Raw genomic sequence first — 21,618 nt, 5'->3', positions numbered from 1 at the left:
CGCTGACCGCCACGCTGAGGCCGAGTACCGCCGCCAGACTGCCGCTGTCGTGCAGGGCACCCAACGGCCAGGCCACCAGCAGGGCCAGTGCCACCGCACCGACGCCCCACAGGGCGGCCAGGGCCGGCACGTCCTGCTTCCAGAGCACGGCAGACTTGGGCAGGGTGCGGCTGCGTCGCCACCAGGAAATGCCCAGCGCAAACGCCGGCTGCGCCAGGGTGGCGGCAATCGCCGCGACGACGCCGCCAAAGGCCGCGCCCAGCGACAGCACGCCGCCGGCTGCAAAGGCGGCGGCAATGGCACGGCGGTAGCGCGGATCAGTCATCACGCCGCCGCGGGACCTTGACCGGTGCAACCGGTGGCGGTGGCATCTGCAGGTGGAAGCCGCGCTCGGCCAGATTGGCGCGCACGGCATTGACGTCGGCCAGGGCCAGACGACGTTCGGGGGTCAAGGCGACTTCAAGCACGAATGACAGCGGGCCCAGCGTGGCCATCAGCGCGTCGGGGACGGCGCTGAAGTCATCGCGGACGGCGAGGTAGACGTACGTGTCCTGCTTGCGTTGGCTTTTGTAGACGTAGGCTTGCATGCCCGCGGGGCGTGGCCCTGGGAAATAGTTCGATGATTGTGGAGTAAAGCACGCAAGGGCGAAAGCCGGCCGCGGTGATTGCATGCCGGAATTTCGCCCTGCGTCAGATTCAGGTTCATCAATGTCGCGGCGGTGTTCAGGTGCCGCGCGTAGAGCGGGGCTTGCCCCGCTGGCCGGGCAAGCCCGGCGCGACATCAACGGGCGCGACGCTTCGGTTCGGCTGCCGGCTTGGCGGAAGCGCCCACCTTGGCGTAGGTGCCCTTCAGGGCAACACCGGCCAGAATGGCACCGGCATAGCATTCGTAGTCGGTGGTGCTCTTGAACTCGTTCTTCTTGTAGTAGCTGACGATGTCGACCACGGCATTGGCACCGCGCGACTTGGCACCGTCCTGCAGAGCCTTCAGCGCCGACAGGGCGACCCAGCGGCAGGCTTCTTCGTCGCTCTTGTTGGCGGCGTTGGTCTTCTTGTTGGTGACATCCTCGCCCAGGCGCTGCAGCACGTTGACCTTCTGGCCGGCGAGGTAGAACTTCACGCTGCCGTCGATGCCAGCGTCGCGGGCAGTCTGGGAATCCACCAGTTCCTGCAGCGACTGGTGCACCGGGGTGTCACGGGCCTGCGCGGTGCTGGCAAAGGCGAACAGGGCCACAGCGGCCATCAAAGCAAAGCGACGCATACAACTTTCTCCTTGTTGTTGGGGGGAACGCTTCAGTTGGGCCAGCGGCGGAAGATCAACGAGGTGTTGATGCCGCCGAAGGCGAAGTTGTTGCTCATCACGTACTCCGGGTGCAGCACGCGCCCTTCGCCACGGATGTAATCCAGTTCGCCGCAGCGCGGGTCGACCTGGTCGAGGTTGAGGGTCGGGGCGAACCAGCCTTCGCGCATCATTTCGATGGTGACCCAGGCTTCAAACGCACCGCAGGCCCCGAGCATGTGACCGACGTAGCTCTTCAGCGAGCTGATCGGCATGTTCGGCCCGAACACCTGCGCGGTGGCCTGGGTTTCGGCGATGTCGCCGTGGTCGGTGGCGGTGCCATGGGCATTCACGTAACCGATCTGTTCGGGCTGCAAGCCGGCATCCTCCAGCGCCAGGCGCATGGCCTGGGCCATGGTCTCGCTGGTCGGCTGGGTGACATGCTGGCCGTCACTGTTGGTGCCGTAGCCGACCAGTTCGGCGAGGATCGGCGCACCGCGCTCCAGCGCGTGCTCGAGGTCTTCCAGAATCAGCGTGCCGGCACCTTCGCCCAGCACCAGGCCGTCGCGGTCGGCGGCGAACGGGCTGGGCGCGGTCTTGGGTGCATCGTTCTTCACACTGGTGGCGAACAAGGTGTCGAACACCGCCGCAGCGGTGGCGTCGAGCTGTTCGGCACCGCCGCTGACCATCACCGTCTGCTTGCCGCTGCGGATCGCCTCATAGCCGGCACCGACGCCCTGGCTGCCCGAGGTGCAGGCGCTGGAGGTGGTGTACACCCGCCCGGTGAGCCCGAAGAACACGCCGATGTTGACCGGCGAGGTGTGGCTCATCATCTTCAGGTAGGTGGTGGCGCTGATGCCTTCGGTGGTGTTCTCGTTGAGCATGCGCCCGAATTCGGCGGTGGCCTCGTGGCTGCCCGAGGACGAGCCGTAGGCCACGCCGGTGCGCCCGCTGCGCAGGATCGGATGACCCAGCAGGCCGGCCGCTTCCAGCGCCAGTTCGGTGGCGCGCACCGACATCACCGCGACCTTGCCCATGCTGCGGGTGGTCTTGCGGTTGTAATGCGGCGGCAGCTCATAGTCTTCTGCCGGCGCGGCCAGACGGGTGTTCAGGCCGTCGTAGACCTCCCAGCCGGGGATGTACTGCACCGCATTCTCGCGGGCGTGCAGGCGCGCACGGATGCTGGGCCAGTCATGCCCCAGCGGGCTGATGGCGGCGGCACCGGTCACCACCACGCGACGTTCAGTCCGGCTCATCAGACCATGCCTCCGTTGACCGAAATGACCTGGCGGGTGATGTAGCCGGCCGGTTCGGACAGCAGGAAGGCCACGGTGGCGGCCACTTCCTCGGGCTGGCCAAGACGGCCGGCGGGAATCAGCTTCAGCGCGTGGTCGACGATTTCCTCGTTGATCATGTCGGTCTCGATCAGGCCGGGGGCGACGCAGTTGACGGTGATTGCACGGCTGGCCAGTTCCAGCGCCAGCGCCTTGGTCGCGCCGATGATGCCGGCCTTGGCCGCGCTGTAGTTGGTCTGGCCGCGGTTGCCGACCAGCCCGGACACCGACGACAGGGTGACGATGCGGCCGGGCTTGCGCCGGCGCACCATCGGCATCACCACCGGGTGCAGCACGTTGTAGAAGCTGTCCAGGTTGGTGTGCACCACCGCGTCCCAGTCTTCGGCGGTCATTGCCGGGAAGGCGCCGTCACGGGCGATGCCCGCATTGCAGACCACGCCGTAGTAAGCGCCATGCGCTTCGATGTCCGCTTCCAGCGCGGCGCGCGCGGCGTCACGATCGGCCACGTCGAAGGCCAGCACGCGGGCCTGTCGGCCCAGCGCCTGGATCTCCGCGGCCACCGCCTGCGCTTCTTCAATGCGGCTGCGGCAATGCACCACCACGTCGAAGCCGTCGCGCGCGATGCGCAGCGCCACGGCACGGCCGATACCCCGGCTGGCACCGGTGACCAGCACGGTCAAATTCCCTGTCATACCTCTCCACTCTCCAGATAGGCCATCGCATCGAGGGGTTCGTACACCGATACGTTGGCAACGGCCAATTCTTCATCGCCGGCCAGAATCCGGCAGGCGAACATTCCGAGTCCATTTTCGCCCATCAGCTCGCAATTTGCCTCCACCCGCAGGCAAACGCCGGCCGGGAAGGCCGGCCGGTGCGCCGAGTAGCGGCGGGTTCCGAGCAGAAAGCCGATGGAGGGCTCACGCCCTTCCTGGCGGGCGCGGCATCCGGCCCAGGCGGCAATCGCCTGCGCCATGTATTCCACTCCCACCCAGGCCGGCACGCCGTCCGGCGTCGAGAACAGCCCGCTGGCGGGCACGTCCACTTCCACCGCGATCGATTCCGGAGCCCAGGCGACCACGCGGTCGATCAGGCGCATGCTGTCCTTGTGCGGCAGCACGCTGTCGATGTCGTCAGGCAGCCACATGCTCAGCTCCGCGCCAGGGCCAGCACGGCATTGCTGCCGCCGAAGGCGAACGAATGACTCAGCACATGCTGCAGCGGTCGCTGCGCGCGCTCACCGGGGCTGACCAGGGCCAGCGGCGGCAGCGCCTCGTCGGCCTGGCCGTCCCAGAAGTGTGCCGGCAGGCACTGTTCCGGGTTTTCCGCCAGGGTCAGCCAGCACAGCGCGGCCTCGATCGCCCCCGAGGCACCCAGCGTGTGGCCGGTCAGCGGCTTGGTTGAACTGGCCGGCACCTGCCCGCCCAGCACTGTGGCGACGGCCAGGCTTTCCATGGCGTCGTTGTGGCCGGTGGCGGTGCCATGCAGGTTCACATAGTCGATCTGCTCCGGAGCCAGCCCGGCACGCTGCAGCGCCTGCTGCATGGCGTCGATGGCCCCCTTGGCCTGCGGGTCGGGAGCGGACATGTGGTGCGCGTCGGAGGACTCGCCCCAGCCGGACAGGCGTACCGGACCCGGCTCACGGGTCATCAGGAACAGCGCCGCGCCTTCGCCGATGTTGATGCCGTTGCGGTGGCGCGAGAACGGGTTGCAGCGCGCCGCCGAGACCGATTCCAGCGCACTGAACCCGGCCACGGTGAAGCGGCACAGCGAATCGGCACCGCCGGCCACTACCGCATCCACCACCCCGGCGCGCAGCAGGCGCGCGGCCGACATCAGCGCCTTGGCGCTGGAGGAGCACGCGGTGGAGATGGTCCAGGCCGGGCCCTTGCTGCCGATCTGTTCGCGCACGAAGCGGGCGCTGGTGCCCATTTCCTGCTGCGCGTAATGGAAGTCATCCGGCCAGCGGCCTTCGTCGGCCTGCATGCGCAGGGCGTTTTCCGACTCGCCGATGCCCGAGGTGCTGGTGCCGACAATCACCGCCACGCGCTCGGCACCGTAGCGCGCCACGGCGGCATCGACCGCCGGGCGGATCTGCTCCAGCGCGGCAGCGAGCAGCGCGTTGTTACGCCCGCGCAGTTCCACCGGCAGCGCCGATAGATCCGGCAGTGCCGTGCGCACTTCGCCCAGCGCCAGCGTGCGGCCGGCGATCAGGGTGTCGTTCTCGTGCAGGCCGCCGGGCTGGTCGGCGAACAGGCCAGCGCGGGTCTGCGCATGGCCGGAGCCGAGCGCACTGACCACGCCGAGTTCATTCAGGAATACCGCGCTGCTCACAATGCTGCCTGCCCCATATCCAACGATTCAATCACCAGTTCATAGCCTTCGGCCAGGTTGCGCAGGCGTACCCGGCCATCCGGCAGGGTGTCGCGCTCCAGCCAGGTCTGGCCGTTCTGCTGCAGACGGCGGATGCCGTCGGCGTCCTCCAGCGTCCAGCCGGCCGGCAACGCCGCCCGGATGGCATCGGCCGGCCACAGTGCAAACTGAAGGTCATCCAGCACCCGCTCGCCACGTACCTGCGGCGGCAGCCACGGCGCACGGGTCTGCTGCAGCTGCTTGCCGTCCCAGACCATACGCACGCCGGTCTGGCCCATGGCCTGCACCGCCAGCCGGACTTCGTCGTGGTCGGCTTCCAGCAGCGCATCGAGGGTGCGCTCGTGGCTGCCGAAGCGGAACTGCAGCCGCTGCTGCAGCTGCAACGGTGCCGGCAGCGCCGACGGGGCCAGCTGCAGGGTCGGCAGCTGCACCTTGGGCGCAGGCATGCGGGTGCTGGCACAGGCGGCCAGCCCCATGCACAGCAACAGGGCCAGGATCAGCCGGTGCACAGTTCCTCCAGCACACGCAGTCGGCGACCGCTGTCATCGGCCACATACGGGTTTTTGGTATCCCAGGCGTAGCCGGCCAGGATCGAGGAGATCATGCGGCGCACGTCGGGCTGCTGTTCGGGGTGGTAGATGATCTTCTGGAAGCCGCCCTGGTACCAGGCTTCGACAAAGCGGCGGAAGGTCTTCACCCCGGCGCGCAGCGGCAGCGCGAACTCGGCTTCCCAGTCCACGGTTTCGCCGGCGTGTTCGCGTGCCAGGCAGTCGCTGGCCAGCTGCGCCGACTTGAACGCGATGGTGACGCCCGAGGAGAACACCGGGTCAAGGAATTCACCGGCATTGCCGAGCAGTGCATAGCCTTCGCCCCACAGCGAGCTGACGTTGGCCGAATAGCCGGTGATGGTGCGCACCGGCAGCACCGCCCATTCGGCGTTCTTCAGCAGGCGGGTCAGGTTGGGGTCTTCGCCGACGATGGCCTGCAGCTTTTCCAGGTCGGTGCCGGAGTACTTCTCGAAGAAGCTGGGCTCGGCGACCACGCCCAGCGAGCAGCAGCCGTTGGAGAACGGGATGGTCCAGTACCACACGTCCACGTGTTCGGGATGGGTGGTGATCAGGATCTTGTTGCGGTCGAAGCCGGCGTCGGCCGGAATGTGGTCACGCACGTGGCAGAAGATCGCACCACGCACCGGGAAATTGGACGGCGACTCCAGCTGCAGCAGGCGCGGCAGCAGGCGGGCAAAGCCGCTGGCGTCGAGGATGAAACCGGCTTCGATGGTGTACTCGCTGCCATCGGGGCGACGCACCTGCACGCGCGCCGGGCGGCCCGGCTGCACCGACAGCACTTCATCGCCGAAGCGCAGGGTGGTGCCCATGCGCTCGGCACCGCGTGCCAGCACGTTGTCGAAGTCGGCGCGCTGCACCTGGTAGGTGGTGCCCCAACCCGGCGAGAACTTCTCGCGGAAATCGAACTCGGTGCTGCGCTCGCCGCGCACGAATGCAGCGCCGTTCTTGTACTGGAAGCCGGCCTGCACAACGTCCTGCAGCAACCCGGCCTGCTCGATGTATTCCATGCTCTGCGGCAGCAGGCTTTCGCCGATGGAGAAGCGCGGGAACTGCTGGCGCTCGAGCATCAGCACCTGGCGGCCCTGCTTGCGCAGCATCGCGGCGGCGACCGAACCGGCCGGACCGGCCCCGATGATCAGGATTTCAGTACGTTCCACCGCATCGGTGGCGTCAACAGGTGCGTCATTCACAGCAGCGTTCATCGATACATCCTTGGATCAGCAGCGTGGAGGAAAGGGTGTGTGCTTAGTGTGGAGCGTCATGCGGCGGCGGCCTGAACAGCGGTGAGATCAGCCAGACCAGACCAATGCCGAACAGTAGGGTGAGCCCGAAGGCACGTAGTGCAGGCGTCGCCGACAGACCGAGCAGGCCGAACGACAGCCAGGTGCTGGCCGCGCCCACGCACACGGCCAGCCAGGCGCTGGCGTCGCCGCGGTGTTCGATCAGGAAGATGCCGTAGTCGATGCCCATGCCGAGCAGCAGCATCAAGGCCAGCACGTTGAACAGCTGCAACGGCTGCCCGAACAGGCCAAGCAGGCCCAGCGTGAGCGCGCCGGCGACCAGCGTTGGAGCGAACACCCGCCAGGCCTGCGCGCGGTAGCGCCAGTACAGCACCGCGAACACCAGCACGATGCCAACCAGCAGCAGCGCGCTCATCAGCTTGCGGTAATGCTTGAGCAGCTTGGAGAAGTCGGCGGTGCGGTCAACCCAGCGCACGCCGTCGATACCTTCGGTCTGCGCTTCCAGCAGGGTCAGCGCATCGGCACGCGACAGGTCATCCACCATCACCACCGAGGCCATGCCCTGCCCAACCGTGCCCAGCCACAGATGGCGGAACGGCATCGCCACCGGCGAGTCGAGGAAGGCTTGGGCCTGCAGGTCCTGCGCGGCGTAATCCGGACGCGGCAGGGTTTCGCCGACCGCATCGCCGACCTGGGCCAGCACGCGTGGTTCGATCGCGCCGGTGAGCGCGGCATCGGCGTGCTGACGCTGCACTGAAGGCAGCCACTCGCTGATCGCGCGGTAGCCGCCGATCTGCTTCTTCGCGGCGAGCACGCGCAGGCGATCCACCAGGGCTTCTTCGCGCTGCAGCACCTGCTCGGCGCTGTCGCCCTGCACGAGGTAGAACTGCGCGGGGCTGGGCAGGCCCAGCATCTTGCTGATGCGGATCTGCTGGTTGATCAGCGACATCGGCGAGGACTGCAGGCTGCGCAGGTCGTCGTTGGGCTGCAGACGCAGCATGCCTACCGCGGCGATGATCGCGACCACGCCGAGGAACAGACCGACCGGGCGGCGGCCCTGCAGGCGCGGCCAACGCTCCAGGCTGGCACCGAGCCAGCGGGCGAAGCGGGTGGTGCGGATCTCGCCGCCGTCCAGCCACGGGAACCAGAAGATCACAGTAAGGAATGCCGCGGCCAGCCCGACCACCGAGAACAGCGCCATCTGACGCAGACCGGGGAACGGGGCCAGACCCAATGCGAGATAGGCCAGCGCACTGGTCAGCAGCGCCAGCCACAGGCCGGGCAGCAGGTGTCGCAGCAGCTTCCAGCGCCGGTCGGCCGGTTCGGCCTGGCGCGAGGCGAACCAGTGGATGCCGTAGTCCTCGGCCACGCCGACCAGCGATGCGCCGAACACCAGAGTGAGAACGTGCACCTTGCCGAACACCAGCACGGTCACCGCCAGCGCCACGCCGCAGCCGATCAGCAGCGACGCGCCAACCAGCAGGATCGGGCGCAGCGAGCGGAACGCCAGCCACACCAGCAGCAGCACGGCGGCCAGCGAACCCCAACCGATGGTGTTGATCTCCCAGTTGGCCTGCACGGCGGCGGCTTCGGCGTGCAGCGGCACGCCAGCGCGCAGCACGTCCAGGCCGGGGGCCTTCCGGGTGGCGGCTGCGGCGGCCTGGTCGAGCAGCAGGTCGATGTGGCGTTCGCCGTCGAGCTGGAACGCCGAGCCGGTGGTTTCAAACTGCAGGATGGCCCAGTGCTTTCCGTCGGCTTCAAGCAGGCCGTCGTCGCCCATCTGCAGGCCGGCCCCCTGTGCACGTTCCTGCCACCACTGCGGCCACAACGACAGTGGGTCCTGGCCCCAGTCGGTCAGGCGCGGTGCGCCCATCGGGCCGTACAGCGCGGCCAGTGCGGACTGCGCCAGGGTGTCGGCGGGTTCGGACTGCAGGCGCTGGCGTTGTTCGGTAGTGAGAAGGCGGTCGCGGTAGGGGGCGTAGAAGGCGCGGGCCTGGTCGAACCAGCCTTCGATGGTGCCGGCTTCACGCAACGCGGGCGTGGCAGGGTTGTTCAGCGGGGCATGGCCCCGCTCTACGGTGTTGGTCGGCGTTCGGGAAGCCGGGGTGATGGTGCTGCGGAACGCCGCCTCGGCGGCCTTGGTCTGGGCCGCGTCGCTGCTGCCCAGCAGCACCACGATCTGGCGCGCGTTGACGTCGGCGATGCGGCGGGTGACATCGGACAACAGGCGGTCGTGTGCATCCTGCGGCAGCAGCGCGAGGATGTCGGTATCGATCCGCGATTCGCTCTTCCACAGCTGCCACTGCTGCACGCCCAACCCGACCAGCACCAGCAGCCAGGTGATCGCCAGCCAGCGCCACAGGCGCTGCAACCGGCCGCCTTCGTGGAACGCGTCCTTCAACGACTCATTCAAACTTGCCGCCCTCTTCCGCGCTCAGCGCCGCCGGGGTTTCGCTCATGCCGGCGAAGTGGATGCGGGTGACGTCCTGGTTGGCTTCGGTGATTTCCACCTCGCGCACATAACGGTCGCCGCTGAGTTTGAGCCCGGTGAACACCTTGCCCAGCATCGCCGAGCGCGGGCTCAGCTGCATTTTCCAGCCGTTGTTGGGCAGCGCCTCGACCTTGACCGTGAACTGCGCCGACAGCGCCTGCGCATCACCGCTCATCAGCGCGAACATGATCGCGTTGACCGAGCGCATCGCCGGCTGCTGCTTCGCGTCCAGCTCGACGCGGGTGCTGCCGTCGCTCTGGCGGCTCAGAATGCGGTCACGGGTGACCACCACTTCCGACGGGAACGGCTTGAGCGTGGTCCAGATCACGCCGTGGTCCTGGGCCAGCACGAATCGACCCTGCGAACGCAGCGGGTTCTTGAAGCCGGTGACCTGCTTTTCCTGGGTGAAGTCACCGCGCAGCACGCCCACCTTGGCCACGCGCTGCTTGACCAGATCAACATCGGCCGCCAGTGCGGCAGGCGCAAGCAGGCACAGCAGGATCAGCACGCCCAGCGTGCGCCACAGACGCTTCATTGCACTTCCACTCCCAGACGGTCCCACAGCACGGACGGGCACAGGTACAGCATTTCGTTGGTGGTCGCGTCGACCGCGACCTGGATGGTGTGGGCGCGGGTCAGCACCTGGTCACTGCCGGCGTCGCGGATCTCATAGACGATCTTCAACCGGTTTTCCCATTCGGTGATGGTGGCGCGCACCACCAGCTGCTGGCCGTACAGCAGCGGACGGATGTACTTCACCCGCGCGTCCACCACCGGCCACAGGTAGCCGGATTCGCGCATCTGCGGGTAGTCGTAGTCGTAACGCTGCAGCAGGGCGCAGCGCGCGACTTCGAAGTACTTGAAGTAGTTTCCGTGCCACACCACGTGCATGGGATCGCAGTCGTGGAAGGTGGGCGACAGGGCTACTTCAAAGCTCAGCTCAGGCAGGGTCATACAGGCTCCAGCGTTGGCCGCGGATATCCTCCAGCAGGCCACGCAGTTCTCCATCCAGCGCACGGTCTTCCTCGACCAGCGCGATACGTGCGGCAAGATCCTGGTACATCGTTTCCAGTTCGCCATGCAGCGTGGCGTTCATGCCCTTGCGCTGGCGCAGGGCGATACCCTGGCGCGCGGCGATCAGCATGCCGGCCACGACCTGTTCGGTCAGCTCGATCACGCGCAGGCAGTCGCGCGCGGCGATGGTGCCCATGCTGACCTTGTCCTGGTTGTGGCACTCGGTGGAACGCGAGAACACCGAGGCCGGCATGGTCTGCTTGAGCGCTTCGGCGGTCCAGGCAGACACGCTGATCTGCAGCGCCTTCAGGCCATGGTTGATCGGCGCGCGCTCACCGGTGCTGCCGGACAGGTTGGCCGGCAGGCCATGGTTGTAGCGCGCGTCCACCACCAGCGCCAGCTGACGGTCGAGCAGGTCGGCCAGGTTGGCGATGGTGTTCTTCAGCGCGTCCATGGCAAAGGCGATGTGACCACCGTAGAAGTGGCCGCCATGCAGGATGCGCTCGCCGTCGGCGTCGATCAGCGGGTTGTCGTTGGCGCTGTTGAGTTCGGTTTCGATCAGCTGGCGCAGGAACGGCAACGCGTCTTGCACCACGCCGATGACGTGGGGTGCGCAGCGCAGCGAGTAACGGTCCTGCAGGCGCTGTTCGTTGCGCGGCGGACGGTCGCTGTGCAGGTCCTGGCGCAGGCGCGCGGCGATCTGCATCTGGCCCGGGTGCGGCTTGGCCGCGAACAGCATTTCATCGAAGTGGTGCGCGTTGCCGTCGCTGGCCAGCACGTTGAAGGCGGTCAGGCGGGTGGCCAGCCTGGTCAGGTAATCCGCACGGTCATAGGCCAGGCATGCCAGCGCGGTCATCACCGCAGTGCCGTTCATGATCGCCAGGCCTTCCTTGGGACGCAGCCGCAGCGGAGTCATGCCGATCTCGGCCAGCACCTCGGCCGCCGGGCGGCGCGCGCCCTGGTACATCACCTCGCGCTCGCCACACAGCACGGCAGCGACGTACGACAGCGGGGTGAGGTCACCACTGGCCCCGACCGAGCCCTCGGCCGGAATCAGCGGCAGCACGTCGTGGCGCAGCAGCGTGGCCAGGCCCTGCAGCAGCGGATGGCTCACGCCCGACATGCCACGCACCAGCGACGCCAGGCGTGCAGCTACCACGGCACGGGTTTCGGTTTCGTCCAGATACCGGCCCAGGCCACAGCCATGGTAGGTGAACAGGTGATGCGGCAGCTCGGCCACCAGCGCCGGCGGAATGTTCACCGTGCACGAGTCACCGTAACCGGTGGTGACGCCGTAGATGACGCCGTCTTCGCGCAGCAGGCGGTCGAGGAAGTCCGCGCCGCGCTGGATGCGTTCCACGAACTCGGGCGTGTCGCTGACCATCGCATCGGCCTGGCGGCGCGACAACGCCACCACGTCTTCAATGCACAGCGGCGCATCGCCGAAGCGCAGGGTCGGGCGGTCCGCGTTGCGGCGGGAGTGGTCGAGTTGGGCGTTACTTTCCATGCGATGCCTGATCCCAGAAGGGGAAGAAGTTGAACCAATCAAAGGGAGCCTGGATGACCTGGGTCTCCAGCCATGCGGCGAACTGTTCGGCCTGGGCCGTCAGTGCGGCATCGCGCGAACCGCGCGGCAGCACGATACGGTCACTGAAGTGCTCGAAGCGCACCCGATAGCCTTCGCCTTCGTGCAGGCAGGCCATGGTGTACACCGGGCAGGCCAGTGCGGCGGCCAGCACGTAGGCCCCGATCGGGAACTGCGCGGTGTGGCCCAGGAACGAGGCCGGCACGGTGCGGCCGCCACGCAGGGGCACGCGATCGCCGACGATGGCCACGAAGCCGCCAGCATCCACACGGCGCTGCAGCTCCACGGCGGTGGCCGGCCCCATGTCGGTGACCTGCATCAGCTCGACCTGGGCCAGCGGGTCCAGGCGCTGCATCAGGCGATTGAAACGCTGCGCGTGCGCGGTGTGCACCAGCACGGTGATGTGGAAGCCCGGCACCTGCTCGGCCAGGACCTGGCACAGTTCGAGGCAGCCGATGTGCGCGGTGAGAATCAGCCCCCCTTCGCGGCGCGCGATCTTCTCCAGCATCAGGTCGCGTTGCAGGTGGATGCGCTCGGGCGGGTAACGGCCACCAAGGCCCAGCAGCTTGTCCAGCAGGGTGTCGGCGAAGCTGGCGAAGTGCTTCAGGCTGTGCCAGCGGCCGGGCGCACGGCCGAGCACGCCGGCGTGCGCCTGCAGGCGCTGCAGGTACTGCAGCGAGGAACGCCGCGCCACCGCATTGGACAACCAGTGGCACAGCACCACCGGGTACACGCACAGCCGGAACGGCCAGCGCCCGAACCAGCGGTGCACGCCGCACAGGAACAGCACGCCGGCAGCCGAGGTGGTTTCACCCAGCTCGGCCCAGTGCGGCGCAGCGCGGTCAGCCGGGGCGTTCATGCCGGGCGACCTGCCAGCCGCCGCCACAGCAGGCGCGGTGCACGCGGCAACATGCCGAAGAACAACCGGGTGTGCATGCAGCTGATGCGCACGTTGTCACGCCACACATCGAAGTGGGACACGCCGTCGCTGGGATAGGTGACGCGGGTGGGTTGGCTGATCACCTGCACGCCGCGCCAGAACAGCCGGACCAGGACTTCGGTATCGAAATCCATGCGCCGGCCGATGGTTTCCTCCACGGCCAGCCTCTTGACCGGTGCCAGCGGATAGACCCGGAACCCACACATGGAATCCCGGATCTGCAGTGACAGGGTGTTGATCCAGACCCAGATATGGGTGGCGTAACGGCCATACAGGCGCGCCTTCGGCACGCTGGCGTCATAGGCGGGAATGCCGCAGATGACCGCATCTGGATGCGCCTCGGCCAAGGCCACGAATACCGGAATGTCGTCGGTGGTGTGCTGGCCGTCGGCATCGATCTGCAGCACATGCGAGTAGCCGCGCCGGTGGGCCTGTTCAAAGCCGGCCAGCATCGCCCCGCCCTTGCCCTGGTTGATCTCCAGTCGATGCAGGGTGACCTGTTCCGGATACTGTGCGGCCAGCGCACGCAGTGCCTGCGCGCAGCCATCGTGCGAACCGTCATCCACCAGCAGGCACGGCAGGCCGCTGGCCAGCACGCCCTGCACCACCGCCGCAATGGCGTGCTCGTGGTCGTACACCGGAATCACCACCACCGGCGAAAATGCGACGTCACGCATCCGCGAACACCACCCGACCGCTGGCATGCACGCCATGGTCGGAGACATAGCGGAAGCTCATCACTGACTTCTCGGCATCCCAGCCCAGGGTGAGCTGCAGCACATCGCCGGGGCGGGCCACATGCTGGAATTTCAGCGCGTCCATGCGCGCGAAGCGCGGCGGCATGGCAAATACTTCGCGCCCGTAATGGATGGCCCAGTCCAGCTGAACCACGCCGGGCAGAATCTTCGCCTGCGGGAAATGTCCATCGAAGGCGATCAGATCGGCGTCCAGCGGCAGGTGCAGCGTTGCCGCCTGAGCATCACGCTGCTGCCACTGCGCGACCGGCATCAGCGGGCGGAACAGCGCGGCCAGCGCGGCGGCGGTGGTCTTGCCCTGTGCGTTGAACGGCAGTTCGTCGACGAACCGCCAACGGCGCGGACGGGTTACCGCATCATGGCTGCTCGCCAGATGGATACTGAGCCGCTGTGCCTGCTGACGCCGCTGGGTGTCGGTCCAGTGCGCGGCACCGGGCGGATTGGGCACCACCACGGCAGCGAGCTGCTCGCGTGCACCCGGCAGCACCAGCACGCGCACGTCCTGCACGTCGGGGTGGGCACGCAGCTGCTGTTCCAGCGCGTCCAGAGACACCCGGCGCTCTTCGATCTTGACGATGCGGTCGGCGCGCCCCAGCAGGCGGAAGCTGTTGCCGGTGTCGGCCTGGACCCGGTCCTGGGTCTGCCACCAGTCGCTATCGGCCAGATGCGGCGAACGCACGGCCAGCGCGCCGTCCTGGATCTGCCATTCCACGCCCGGCAGCGGATGCCATTGCGGCTGCTCGGCGCTCCACTGGCGCCAGGCAATGCCGCCGGTCTCGCTGCTGCCGAACACCTCGGTCGGGGCCACGCCGAGCAGCGCGCGCGCCTGCAGGGCAGCATCGCTGGGCAGCGGACCGCCGGACGAAAACACCGCGCGCAGGCGACCACCCAGGGCCTGCCAGTCCAGCTGCTCCGGCAGACGCTTGAGGTGCGCCGGCGTCGCCACCAGCAGCGCGTCGTGCTGCGCCAGCGCGGTGACCAAGTCTTCATGGAAGAAGCGGCGCGGCTGGATCACGCGGCCTGCCGACAGCGGCCACAGCACGCGGAACAGCAGGCCATAGATGTGCTGGTGCGAGACCGTGCCATGCACCTGCGCGCCGTCCAGCCGTGCGCCGAAGGCGGCCTGCAGCGCGTCGACTTCAGCGGTGAGCTGGTGCAGGCGCTTGTGGATGGCGGTGGGTGCACCGGTGCTGCCGGAGGTGAACACCACCAGTTCCAGTTCAGCGACATCCAGCGGTTGGAGCGCGAGGTTGGCGGCGGGCTCGGCGTCGGCCTGCAACGGGGCGTCGCTGGCGGGCAGGTCACCGGCGAAGCCGTGTACCTGCGGGCGCAGCGCGTCCAGCGTGGCCGGCAGGTTGTCGCCGCCCAGGACCACGCGCTTGCCGGCGTGCCAGGCACCCAGCAGCGCCGCGGCAAAGGCCAGGGTGTCATCGAAATACAGCGCCCAGTCGTGGCCGGGCGCACGCGCGAACGCCTGCTGCCAGCGCAGCACCTGCTGGCGGAACTGCGGGTGGGTCACCGGCGTGCCATCGGCGGCAATACCGACGATGCGCTCGGGGCGCGGCTGCAGCGCCAGCTGCGACAAAGCGATCCACTCAGCCATGCGCGTGCGCCGCCTTCACCCGCCGCCGCACCAGCCATTCACCGCCAAACAGGACACCCATCATCACGTACGCCAACAATCCGTTGTAGAGCGCCCAGACCTGGTTGGAGGCCCAGAACGCGGTCATCAGGGCAAGCGCCCCGTTCAAGACAAAAAAGCCGCACCACACCTGGGTGACGCGGCGGGTATAGACGACGGCGAACGGCGGCAGTTCCGGCTCGGTGAGCCGTGCCAGCCGTTCCACGGCGGTAGGGGGGAAACGCAGGCTGGTGGCGAAGATCACCAGCATCACGGCATTGACCAGCGCCGGGTACAGCTTCAGCGGCAGGGCCTGGTTGAAGGCCGTGGCCAGCAGGGCCAGCAGCCCGGCGCCAGCGGCGGCCACCCACCACACCGGCTGGCGGGTGGTCAGCGCGCGCAGCGCGGCCAGCGCGAACAGCAGTAACGCCATCCAGCGTGGCTCGAAGCGGCCCAGCGCGAAGTACACCACCAGCGGGTACGCCAGCGACAGCACTGCAAACGCTGCAACACGCAGCCGAACCATGGCCGGACCTCTGCGACGACCGTCAGGCGGCCGCTTGTCCGGGCATCAGCCCGTGCACCACATCGACGATGTCCTGCACGGTACGCACCGACTTGAAGGCTTCCGGCTGCAGGTTGCGGCCGAGCAGCGGCTTGAGCTGCACGATCAGGTCCACGGCATCGATGCTGTCGATATCCAGGTCGTCGTACAGGCGGGCTTCGGGCGTGATGCGCACCGGTTCGATCTCAAAGCTGTCCTTGAGGATCTTGACGATACGGTCGAAAAGTTCGTTCTTGGTCATGGCAAATCCTGACGCACCGTTACGACGGCTGGCGTGCGGCGACAAACTCGCTCAACGCGCGCACGCTGGAAAAATGACGACGGGTTTCTTCCGAATCCGCAGACAGGCTGACGCCATACTTCTTCTGCAGGGCAAGACCCAGTTCAAGCGCATCGATGGAGTCCAACCCCAACCCTTCCACAAACAGGGGGGCCTGGGCATCGATGTCTTCCGGAGCGATGTCTTCCAATGAAAGCGATGAAATGATCAATTCCTTGATCTCGTGCTCAAGTGCCTGCACGGCTTGTTTCTCCAGCGAAGTCAAAGTAGTGGGCAAGGTGATCGGTCACGCGCCGGGCCGCCAAGGCATCCCCCCTGGGCGAATCGCCGGCCTCGGTCAGGAAGGGAGCGATCGAAATATCTTCCCCGACTTCCAGCTGAACGTGAAAACGACGTGATGGCACACGATACCATTTCTGGCCCTTGGTCAGTGTAGGCGGGGTGCAGGTTATCCGCACCGGGGTGATGTCCAGCCGGCCCCGCACGGCGATGTTGGCCGCCCCCCGCTGCAGCTTCAGCGGCTGGCCCGGCACGGTCCGGGTGCCTTCCGGGAAGATCACCAGGTTGCCGCCCCGGCGCACCGCCGCGATGCAGTCATCCACCAGCCCCGCCCCGTCGCTGTTGGCCACATAGCCAGCGGCGCGGACCGGGCCGCGCATGAACGGGTTGCAGGCGACCGCGTGTTTGACCACGCAGTCGGCATTGGGCAGCTGCGAGATCAGCAGCACCACATCAATCAGCGTGGGGTGGTTGGCCAGGATCAGCAGGCCGTCACGCTTAAGGCGTTCATGTCCGTGAATTTCATAGGTCATCACCCCCAGCCAGCGCATCAGGTTGACGTGACTGGCAAAGCTGAACTGCACCAGCCGCCGGGCCAGGGCGCGCCGGCGCTGGTGGTGGCGGACCAGGAACAGCAGCGGGAACAGCAGGCCGCCCAGCAGCAGCCCGCCGATCCCGAAGGCGGCGAAGCTGATACCGGTGCCGACCACGCGCCAGGCGTGGTTGAGGCGGGCAGCCAACGGCTCAGCCATGGCGCTGCCAGATCCACGGCTGGCCATCGGCCTGGAACACCAGCGCCGGGTCGCCGGCCAGCAGGAAGCGCATCAGCTCCAGGCTGTGCGGCAACGCGCCGGCCGGGGAGTCGGGAACCGCACCGGCACCGCTCCAGCCCAGCGACAGCCGGGTCCCCGGGCGATCGGCACGGGCCAGCCGCCAGCACCAGGCGAAGTACGGGTCGGGTTCGTCGGCGAAACCGGCATACACCGCCGGCAGCGGCGACTCATAGGCCACCACGCGCACTTCCTCGGCTCCGTCGGCGAGCAGGCCGAAGGCCTCCACGCAGGCGGCCTCAACCGTCGCTCGCCCACCGGCCAGGGCCAGGTAGTTGCCGCGCTGGCCTCGGGCGATGGAGTACAGCGCGGCCACCGCGTTGTGCACGGACAGGCCGAACGCCGTGGGCGACATCGCCGCGTCCTGGCGCAGGGTGTCGAGCAGTTCCATGGAACGGGCCACGTCGCCATGGCGCGAGGCGAACACCAGCGGCACCTGCCCGCCGTCGTCGGGCTGCTCGCACCAGCAGGCGGCCTGGATCGCCATGCGACCCAGCCGTTCGATCCGGCGGCGCTGCATGGGCGGCACTTCCGGCAGCGCCGGGGTGTCGTCACCGGCCGGCAGGTGCGGCGCGGCGGCCCACTGCTGCCAGTCCGATTTCGTGGTCAGGCCCGGTGCCCAGGCTGACCAATCCACAACAGAAAACTCAATCATTCACAGCAACACTCGTGATGGGCACCTGGAAGCACGAGCCACACGGGCGATACGGGTCGGCTCCCCCATTCCAGCCGATCCGTACCTGTCATCCGACATCGTGCGGCGCGCAACGCACGCCGCCAAAGGAGCGCACGCTATCATGACACCTTCAGCACTGGCAGCTTTCACAATCTGAAATGAGCAGCACGATCCACAGCGCAGCGGCCACACCGGCCTTGATCTCATCGCCGGCCCCCGCGTCGTTCCGTGCCCGCTATGCCCCTGCAGATGAACGCGATGCCGCCCTTGCCGACCCGCACACGCTGGCGGTGTTTGGCTTCGGCACCGCCCCTACTGCCTGCGCAGACCCGCGCTGGCTGCAGGTACCGCTGGACGAGCACGGCCCCGCGCAGATCGAGATCTGGCAGGGGGCGGCCCCGGTTCAGACCGGGGTGGACGGCACGGTGCGCTGGTCGCATGACGGCAGTGTGCTGTTTGGTGCCATCGAAATAGAAGAACCGGGTGCCGATATTGAGGCGGCCGCGGCAGATGCCTACGCCACGTTGAGTACATTCCTTACAAAGTGCGGCTTCCCGCACCTGCTGCGGATGTGGAACTACCTGGATGCGGTGACCGAGGGCGAGGGCGATGCCGAGCGCTACCGGCGCTTCTGCGTGGGCCGGGTACGCGGGTTGCGCTCGCTGGACGAGGCCGCGCTGCCGGCGGCGACCTGCATTGGCCGCTTTGATGGCGTGCGCCGCCTGCAGGTGTATTGGCTGAGCGCGCGCGAGGCCGGCACCCCGCTGGAGAACCCGCGCCAGGTCAGCGCCTTCCGCTACCCGCGGCAGTACGGCCCGCAGTCGCCCAGTTTCTCGCGGGCGCTGCTGCCGCCACCCGTGACCGGCCTGCCGCTGCTGCAGTCGGGCACGGCAGCGATCGTCGGGCATGTCTCGCAGCACACCGGGTCCTGGCAGGAACAGCTGGAAGAGACGCTGACCAACCTGCAGAGCCTGGTGGATACCGCGCGGCAGCAACGGCCGGACCTGCCGGCGCAGCTGGGTGCGGAATCGGTGCTCAAGGTCTATGTGCGCGACGCGGCCAACCTGGCGGCGGTGGCCGCACGCATGGCGCAGCTGCCGGGGTCACCCCCCCATGTGGTGCTGCATGCCGAGGTCTGCCGCGCCGAGCTGCTGGTGGAAATCGAGGGCATGCACGGCTGACCTCCGGCAGCATTTGCGTGGTTGCCGGCCAGCGGCCGGCACTACCGGGATGCATCTGGAGGAAGGTAGTGCCGGCCGCTGGCCGGCTCCATGCATTCAATGATATCCAGTGCCCGCCGTCACCTTTCCTCTGAACACCCGGTACGACCACGCCGTATACCCCAGGATCACCGGCAGCAGCACCACCAGCCCGACCAGGCTGAAGCCCAGTGAGGACGCCGGCGCGGCGGCCTGCCACAGGGTCAGGCTGGGCGGCAGCAGGTACGGCCACATGCCCAGCACCAGGCCGATGAAGCCCAGCACGAACAACGCCAGGGTCAGCAGGAACGGCGGCAGGTCGCGACGCGGATGGACCGCGCTACGCCACAGCGCCACCGCCACGGCGAGGGTCAGCAGCGGCACCGGCGACAGCCACCAGAAGTTGCCGTCGGCAAACCAGCGCTCCATCACCCGCGACTGCAGGAACGGCAGCCAGGTGCTGACCAGCCCCATGAACACAATCACTGCCACGATCAGTGGGCGGGTGAGCGTGCGCGCCACCGCCTGTTCGCGCCCCTCGGTCTTCAGGATCAGCCAGGTGCTGCCCAGCAGGGCATAACCGAACACCACCGCCACCCCGGTCAGCATCGAGAACGGACTGAACCAGCCGAACGCCCCACCCACATAGCGACCGTCGACCAGGTCCAGGCCCTGCACGAGTGCGCCCAGGATCACGCCCTGGGCAAACGCGGCCAGCAGCGAACCCAGCCCGAACGCCACGCTCCACAGCCGTCGCGAGCGGTGCGCCTTGAAGCGGAACTCAAACGCGACGCCACGGAACACCAGCGCCACCACCAGCAGCAGCACCGGCAGGTACAGCGCCGACAGCAGCGCCGCATAGGCTTTCGGGAACGCCGCCATCAGCCCGGCCCCGCCCAGCACCAGCCAGGTTTCGTTGCCGTCCCAGATCGGCGCGGCGGTGTTCATCATCACATCCAGCTGTTCCTCGCTTTCGGCCATCGGCGCAAGAATGCCGATGCCCAGCACGAAGCCGTCCAGCACCACGTACATCAGCACGCCAAAGCCGATCACCGCGAACCACGCCACCGGCAGCCAGGTTGTCATTTCCATCTCAGCGGCCCTCCAGCGGTTCATCGGTGCCCGACAGCGGACGCGCCGGGGTATGGCTGCCGTCCTCGATGGGCGGCTGATGGTCGTGCGGCTTCGGCCCGGTACGGATGATCTTGACCAGATACCAGATGCCCCAGCCGAACACGAAGGCGTAGCCGACGATGTAGATGCCCAGCGACAACGCGGTCATCCACGCGCTCTGCGGCCCGACCGCATCGGCGGTGCGCAGCACCCCGTACACCACCCAGGGCTGGCGACCCATCTCGGTAACGAACCAGCCCGACACCAGCGCGATGAAGCCGCTGGGCAGCATCCAGTTCCAGCCGCGCAGCAGCCACGGTGAGCTCAGCAGCTTGCCGCGCCACCACTGGAAGGCCGACACCCAGGCCAGCAACAGCATCAGCGTGCCCAGCCCGACCATGATGCGGAAGGCGAAGAACACCGGCAGCACCGGCGGCCGCTCACTGGCCGGGACCGAGGTCAGCGGATCAAACGTGCCGTCCAGCGAGTGGGTCAGGATCAGGCTGCCCAGGCGCGGAATGGCGATCTCGAAGTCGTTGCGCTCCTCTTTCTGGTTGGGTACGGCGAACACCACCAGCGGCACGCCCTCGCCCTCCCCTTCGGCATGCCAGTGCGCCTCCACCGCCGCGATCTTCATCGGCTGGTGCTTGAGGGTGTTCAGGCCGTGCATGTCGCCGACGAAGATCTGCACCGGCACGGTCAGCGCGGCAAACGCCACCGCTGCCAGCAGCATGGTGCGCCCGGCCTCCACATGGGTGCCGCGGCGCAGGTACCACGCGCCGATGCCGCCGATCACGAAACAGGTGGTGATGAACGAGCCCAGCGCCATGTGCGCCAGGCGGTACGGGAAGGACGGATTGAACACCACCTGCCACCAGTCCAGCGGGTGCACGATGCCGTCAATGAGCTCGAAGCCCGACGGGGTCTGCAGCCAGCTGTTGGAGGACAGGATCCAGAAGGTGGAGAACAGCGTGCCCAGCGCCACCATGCAGGTGGAGAAGAAATGCAGCTTCGGCGAGACCTTGCCCCAGCCGAACATCATGACGCCAAGGAAGCTGGCCTCCAGGAAGAACGCGGTGAGCACTTCATAGGTGAGCAGTGGGCCGATCACGCTGCCGGCCACTTCGCTGAGGCGCGGCCAGTTGGTGCCGAACTGGAAGGCCATGACGATGCCGCTGACCACGCCCATGCCGAACGACACCGCGAAGATCTTCTGCCAGAAGAAGTACAGCTCGCGCCAGACCGGCTTGCCGGTACGCAGCCATTGGCCTTCGACGAAGGCCAGCCAGCTGGCGGTGCCGATGGTGAAGGCGGGGAACAGCACATGGAAACTGATGACGAATCCGAACTGGATCCGCGACAACAACAACGCGTCCACGGGACGCCTCCGGCGGGGGTGGTGGGGAATCCAGACCAGTTTGGGTGGAGTTCCGTGAAAGGGACATGCGACCCGGTGACGCGCTGCAGCAGTTTGTCGCAGGGGGGTATCGTCCGGGGACGGCCCCCGAAGCCACGC

At 67.6% G+C, this 21,618-nt stretch carries 24 protein-coding genes; 1 reads left to right on the top strand and 23 read right to left on the bottom strand.

All coding sequences use genetic code 11. The features are described 5' to 3' along the window. The 21 genes from RT551_RS09470 to RT551_RS09370 form a co-directional block, all read right to left on the bottom strand. Positions 1-325: hypothetical protein (locus RT551_RS09470; RefSeq protein WP_313457911.1), on the bottom strand; the 325-nt coding region annotated here is incomplete at its 3' end. Beyond that, positions 318-587 carry a YcgL domain-containing protein gene (locus RT551_RS09465; RefSeq protein WP_313457909.1) on the bottom strand — a complete coding sequence of 90 codons (270 nt, stop codon included), beginning with the start codon at positions 585-587 and terminating at the stop codon, positions 318-320. The genes RT551_RS09470 and RT551_RS09465, both read right to left, overlap by 8 nt. Before the next feature lie 194 nt (positions 588-781). After that, entirely contained in the window at positions 782-1,261 is a 480-nt protein-coding gene (locus tag RT551_RS09460; RefSeq protein ID WP_313457906.1) for an excinuclease ATPase subunit, read from the bottom strand. 32 nt (positions 1,262-1,293) lie between these two features. Beyond that, the gene (locus tag RT551_RS09455; RefSeq protein ID WP_313457903.1) at positions 1,294-2,535 is read right to left on the bottom strand and encodes a beta-ketoacyl-ACP synthase; all 1,242 of its coding nucleotides are present in this window, start codon (positions 2,533-2,535) and stop codon (positions 1,294-1,296) included. Beyond that, positions 2,535-3,266 (bottom strand): 3-oxoacyl-ACP reductase FabG, encoded by a 732-nt coding sequence (gene fabG, locus RT551_RS09450; RefSeq protein WP_282296193.1) that lies wholly within the window; start codon positions 3,264-3,266, stop codon positions 2,535-2,537. Before fabG ends, RT551_RS09455 begins: the two co-directional genes overlap by 1 nt. Next, complete coding sequence (locus RT551_RS09445; RefSeq protein ID WP_313457899.1) at positions 3,263-3,718, bottom strand: hotdog family protein; 456 nt, start codon at positions 3,716-3,718, stop codon at positions 3,263-3,265. The genes fabG and RT551_RS09445 overlap by 4 nt, the downstream gene beginning before the upstream one ends. 2 nt (positions 3,719-3,720) lie before the next feature. Continuing rightward, entirely contained in the window at positions 3,721-4,905 is a 1,185-nt protein-coding gene (locus RT551_RS09440) for a beta-ketoacyl-[acyl-carrier-protein] synthase family protein (protein ID WP_313457896.1), read from the bottom strand. Then, a complete protein-coding gene (locus tag RT551_RS09435; protein WP_313457917.1) occupies positions 4,902-5,420 on the bottom strand; it encodes a DUF3261 domain-containing protein in 519 nt (172 codons plus the stop codon). Before RT551_RS09435 ends, RT551_RS09440 begins: the two co-directional genes overlap by 4 nt. 20 nt (positions 5,421-5,440) lie before the next feature. Beyond that, positions 5,441-6,715, bottom strand: coding sequence for an NAD(P)/FAD-dependent oxidoreductase (locus RT551_RS09430; RefSeq protein ID WP_313457893.1), 1,275 nt, complete (start codon positions 6,713-6,715; stop codon positions 5,441-5,443). Between the two features lie 43 nt (positions 6,716-6,758). Further along, positions 6,759-9,167: an MMPL family transporter gene (locus RT551_RS09425; RefSeq protein WP_313457890.1), complete on the bottom strand. Its 2,409-nt coding sequence runs from the start codon at positions 9,165-9,167 to the stop codon at positions 6,759-6,761. Continuing rightward, positions 9,160-9,780 carry an outer membrane lipoprotein carrier protein LolA gene (locus tag RT551_RS09420; RefSeq protein WP_313457887.1) on the bottom strand — a complete coding sequence of 207 codons (621 nt, stop codon included), beginning with the start codon at positions 9,778-9,780 and terminating at the stop codon, positions 9,160-9,162. The genes RT551_RS09425 and RT551_RS09420 overlap by 8 nt, the downstream gene beginning before the upstream one ends. After that, positions 9,777-10,199: a thioesterase family protein gene (locus tag RT551_RS09415; RefSeq protein WP_313457884.1), complete on the bottom strand. Its 423-nt coding sequence runs from the start codon at positions 10,197-10,199 to the stop codon at positions 9,777-9,779. Before RT551_RS09415 ends, RT551_RS09420 begins: the two co-directional genes overlap by 4 nt. Continuing rightward, positions 10,186-11,766, bottom strand: a complete 1,581-nt coding sequence (locus RT551_RS09410) for an aromatic amino acid ammonia-lyase (RefSeq protein ID WP_313457881.1) — start codon at positions 11,764-11,766, stop codon at positions 10,186-10,188. Before RT551_RS09410 ends, RT551_RS09415 begins: the two co-directional genes overlap by 14 nt. Further along, entirely contained in the window at positions 11,756-12,703 is a 948-nt protein-coding gene (locus RT551_RS09405) for an acyltransferase (protein WP_313457878.1), read from the bottom strand. The genes RT551_RS09410 and RT551_RS09405 overlap by 11 nt, the downstream gene beginning before the upstream one ends. After that, positions 12,700-13,461 carry a glycosyltransferase family 2 protein gene (locus RT551_RS09400; RefSeq protein WP_313457875.1) on the bottom strand — a complete coding sequence of 254 codons (762 nt, stop codon included), beginning with the start codon at positions 13,459-13,461 and terminating at the stop codon, positions 12,700-12,702. The genes RT551_RS09405 and RT551_RS09400 overlap by 4 nt, the downstream gene beginning before the upstream one ends. Continuing rightward, positions 13,454-15,142 carry an AMP-binding protein gene (locus RT551_RS09395; protein ID WP_313457872.1) on the bottom strand — a complete coding sequence of 563 codons (1,689 nt, stop codon included), beginning with the start codon at positions 15,140-15,142 and terminating at the stop codon, positions 13,454-13,456. The genes RT551_RS09400 and RT551_RS09395 overlap by 8 nt, the downstream gene beginning before the upstream one ends. After that, positions 15,135-15,686, bottom strand: coding sequence for a hypothetical protein (locus tag RT551_RS09390; RefSeq protein ID WP_282296182.1), 552 nt, complete (start codon positions 15,684-15,686; stop codon positions 15,135-15,137). The genes RT551_RS09395 and RT551_RS09390 overlap by 8 nt, the downstream gene beginning before the upstream one ends. 22 nt (positions 15,687-15,708) lie before the next feature. After that, entirely contained in the window at positions 15,709-15,966 is a 258-nt protein-coding gene (locus RT551_RS09385; RefSeq protein WP_125360898.1) for an acyl carrier protein, read from the bottom strand. Positions 15,967-15,985: 19 nt separating this feature from the next. Beyond that, positions 15,986-16,246 (bottom strand): phosphopantetheine-binding protein, encoded by a 261-nt coding sequence (locus tag RT551_RS09380; RefSeq protein WP_313457868.1) that lies wholly within the window; start codon positions 16,244-16,246, stop codon positions 15,986-15,988. Further along, entirely contained in the window at positions 16,233-17,036 is an 804-nt protein-coding gene (locus RT551_RS09375; protein ID WP_313457865.1) for a lysophospholipid acyltransferase family protein, read from the bottom strand. Before RT551_RS09375 ends, RT551_RS09380 begins: the two co-directional genes overlap by 14 nt. Then, the gene (locus RT551_RS09370; RefSeq protein WP_313457862.1) at positions 17,029-17,769 is read right to left on the bottom strand and encodes a beta-ketoacyl synthase chain length factor; all 741 of its coding nucleotides are present in this window, start codon (positions 17,767-17,769) and stop codon (positions 17,029-17,031) included. The genes RT551_RS09375 and RT551_RS09370 overlap by 8 nt, the downstream gene beginning before the upstream one ends. A 179-nt stretch (positions 17,770-17,948) precedes the next feature. Between RT551_RS09370 and RT551_RS09365 the strand changes: the two genes are divergently transcribed. Further along, on the top strand, positions 17,949-18,971 hold the full coding sequence (locus RT551_RS09365) for a pteridine-dependent deoxygenase (protein WP_313457859.1): 1,023 nt from the start codon (positions 17,949-17,951) through the stop codon (positions 18,969-18,971). 96 nt (positions 18,972-19,067) lie between these two features. On the opposite strand, the gene cydB is transcribed toward RT551_RS09365, so the two are convergent. Both cydB and RT551_RS09355 read right to left on the bottom strand, forming a co-directional pair. Continuing rightward, positions 19,068-20,081, bottom strand: coding sequence for a cytochrome d ubiquinol oxidase subunit II (gene cydB, locus RT551_RS09360; protein WP_313457857.1), 1,014 nt, complete (start codon positions 20,079-20,081; stop codon positions 19,068-19,070). A gap of 1 nt (position 20,082) precedes the next feature. Beyond that, positions 20,083-21,480 carry a cytochrome ubiquinol oxidase subunit I gene (locus RT551_RS09355; RefSeq protein WP_313457854.1) on the bottom strand — a complete coding sequence of 466 codons (1,398 nt, stop codon included), beginning with the start codon at positions 21,478-21,480 and terminating at the stop codon, positions 20,083-20,085. Positions 21,481-21,618: the final 138 nt, after the last annotated feature.

This window comes from Stenotrophomonas sp., from assembly GCF_032103445.1.
In the GTDB taxonomy this organism is placed as follows: Bacteria; Pseudomonadota; Gammaproteobacteria; order Xanthomonadales; family Xanthomonadaceae; genus Stenotrophomonas.
The sequence above is the reverse complement of the archived record's forward strand: the minus strand, read 5'-3'. Positions and strand labels throughout refer to the sequence as shown.

Bases quoted from the DNA above. Each gene is read 5' to 3' on its own strand.
- RT551_RS09430 (WP_313457893.1), bottom strand. From the start codon at position 6,715: ATGAACGCTGCTGTGAATGACGCACCTGTTGACGCCACCGATGCGGTG.
- RT551_RS09465 (WP_313457909.1), bottom strand. From the start codon at position 587: ATGCAAGCCTACGTCTACAAAAGCCAACGCAAGCAGGACACGTACGTC.
- RT551_RS09395 (WP_313457872.1), bottom strand. From the start codon at position 15,142: ATGGCTGAGTGGATCGCTTTGTCGCAGCTGGCGCTGCAGCCGCGCCCC.
- RT551_RS09375 (WP_313457865.1), bottom strand. From the start codon at position 17,036: ATGGCTGAGCCGTTGGCTGCCCGCCTCAACCACGCCTGGCGCGTGGTC.
- RT551_RS09370 (WP_313457862.1), bottom strand. From the start codon at position 17,769: ATGATTGAGTTTTCTGTTGTGGATTGGTCAGCCTGGGCACCGGGCCTG.
- cydB (WP_313457857.1), bottom strand. From the start codon at position 20,081: ATGGAAATGACAACCTGGCTGCCGGTGGCGTGGTTCGCGGTGATCGGC.
- RT551_RS09390 (WP_282296182.1), bottom strand. From the start codon at position 15,686: ATGGTTCGGCTGCGTGTTGCAGCGTTTGCAGTGCTGTCGCTGGCGTAC.
- RT551_RS09435 (WP_313457917.1), bottom strand. From the start codon at position 5,420: ATGGGGCTGGCCGCCTGTGCCAGCACCCGCATGCCTGCGCCCAAGGTG.
- RT551_RS09445 (WP_313457899.1), bottom strand. From the start codon at position 3,718: ATGTGGCTGCCTGACGACATCGACAGCGTGCTGCCGCACAAGGACAGC.
- RT551_RS09415 (WP_313457884.1), bottom strand. From the start codon at position 10,199: ATGACCCTGCCTGAGCTGAGCTTTGAAGTAGCCCTGTCGCCCACCTTC.
- RT551_RS09365 (WP_313457859.1), top strand. From the start codon at position 17,949: ATGAGCAGCACGATCCACAGCGCAGCGGCCACACCGGCCTTGATCTCA.
- RT551_RS09400 (WP_313457875.1), bottom strand. From the start codon at position 13,461: ATGCGTGACGTCGCATTTTCGCCGGTGGTGGTGATTCCGGTGTACGAC.
- RT551_RS09460 (WP_313457906.1), bottom strand. From the start codon at position 1,261: ATGCGTCGCTTTGCTTTGATGGCCGCTGTGGCCCTGTTCGCCTTTGCC.
- RT551_RS09385 (WP_125360898.1), bottom strand. From the start codon at position 15,966: ATGACCAAGAACGAACTTTTCGACCGTATCGTCAAGATCCTCAAGGAC.
- RT551_RS09405 (WP_313457878.1), bottom strand. From the start codon at position 12,703: ATGAACGCCCCGGCTGACCGCGCTGCGCCGCACTGGGCCGAGCTGGGT.
- RT551_RS09455 (WP_313457903.1), bottom strand. From the start codon at position 2,535: ATGAGCCGGACTGAACGTCGCGTGGTGGTGACCGGTGCCGCCGCCATC.
- fabG (WP_282296193.1), bottom strand. From the start codon at position 3,266: ATGACAGGGAATTTGACCGTGCTGGTCACCGGTGCCAGCCGGGGTATC.
- RT551_RS09410 (WP_313457881.1), bottom strand. From the start codon at position 11,766: ATGGAAAGTAACGCCCAACTCGACCACTCCCGCCGCAACGCGGACCGC.
- RT551_RS09420 (WP_313457887.1), bottom strand. From the start codon at position 9,780: ATGAAGCGTCTGTGGCGCACGCTGGGCGTGCTGATCCTGCTGTGCCTG.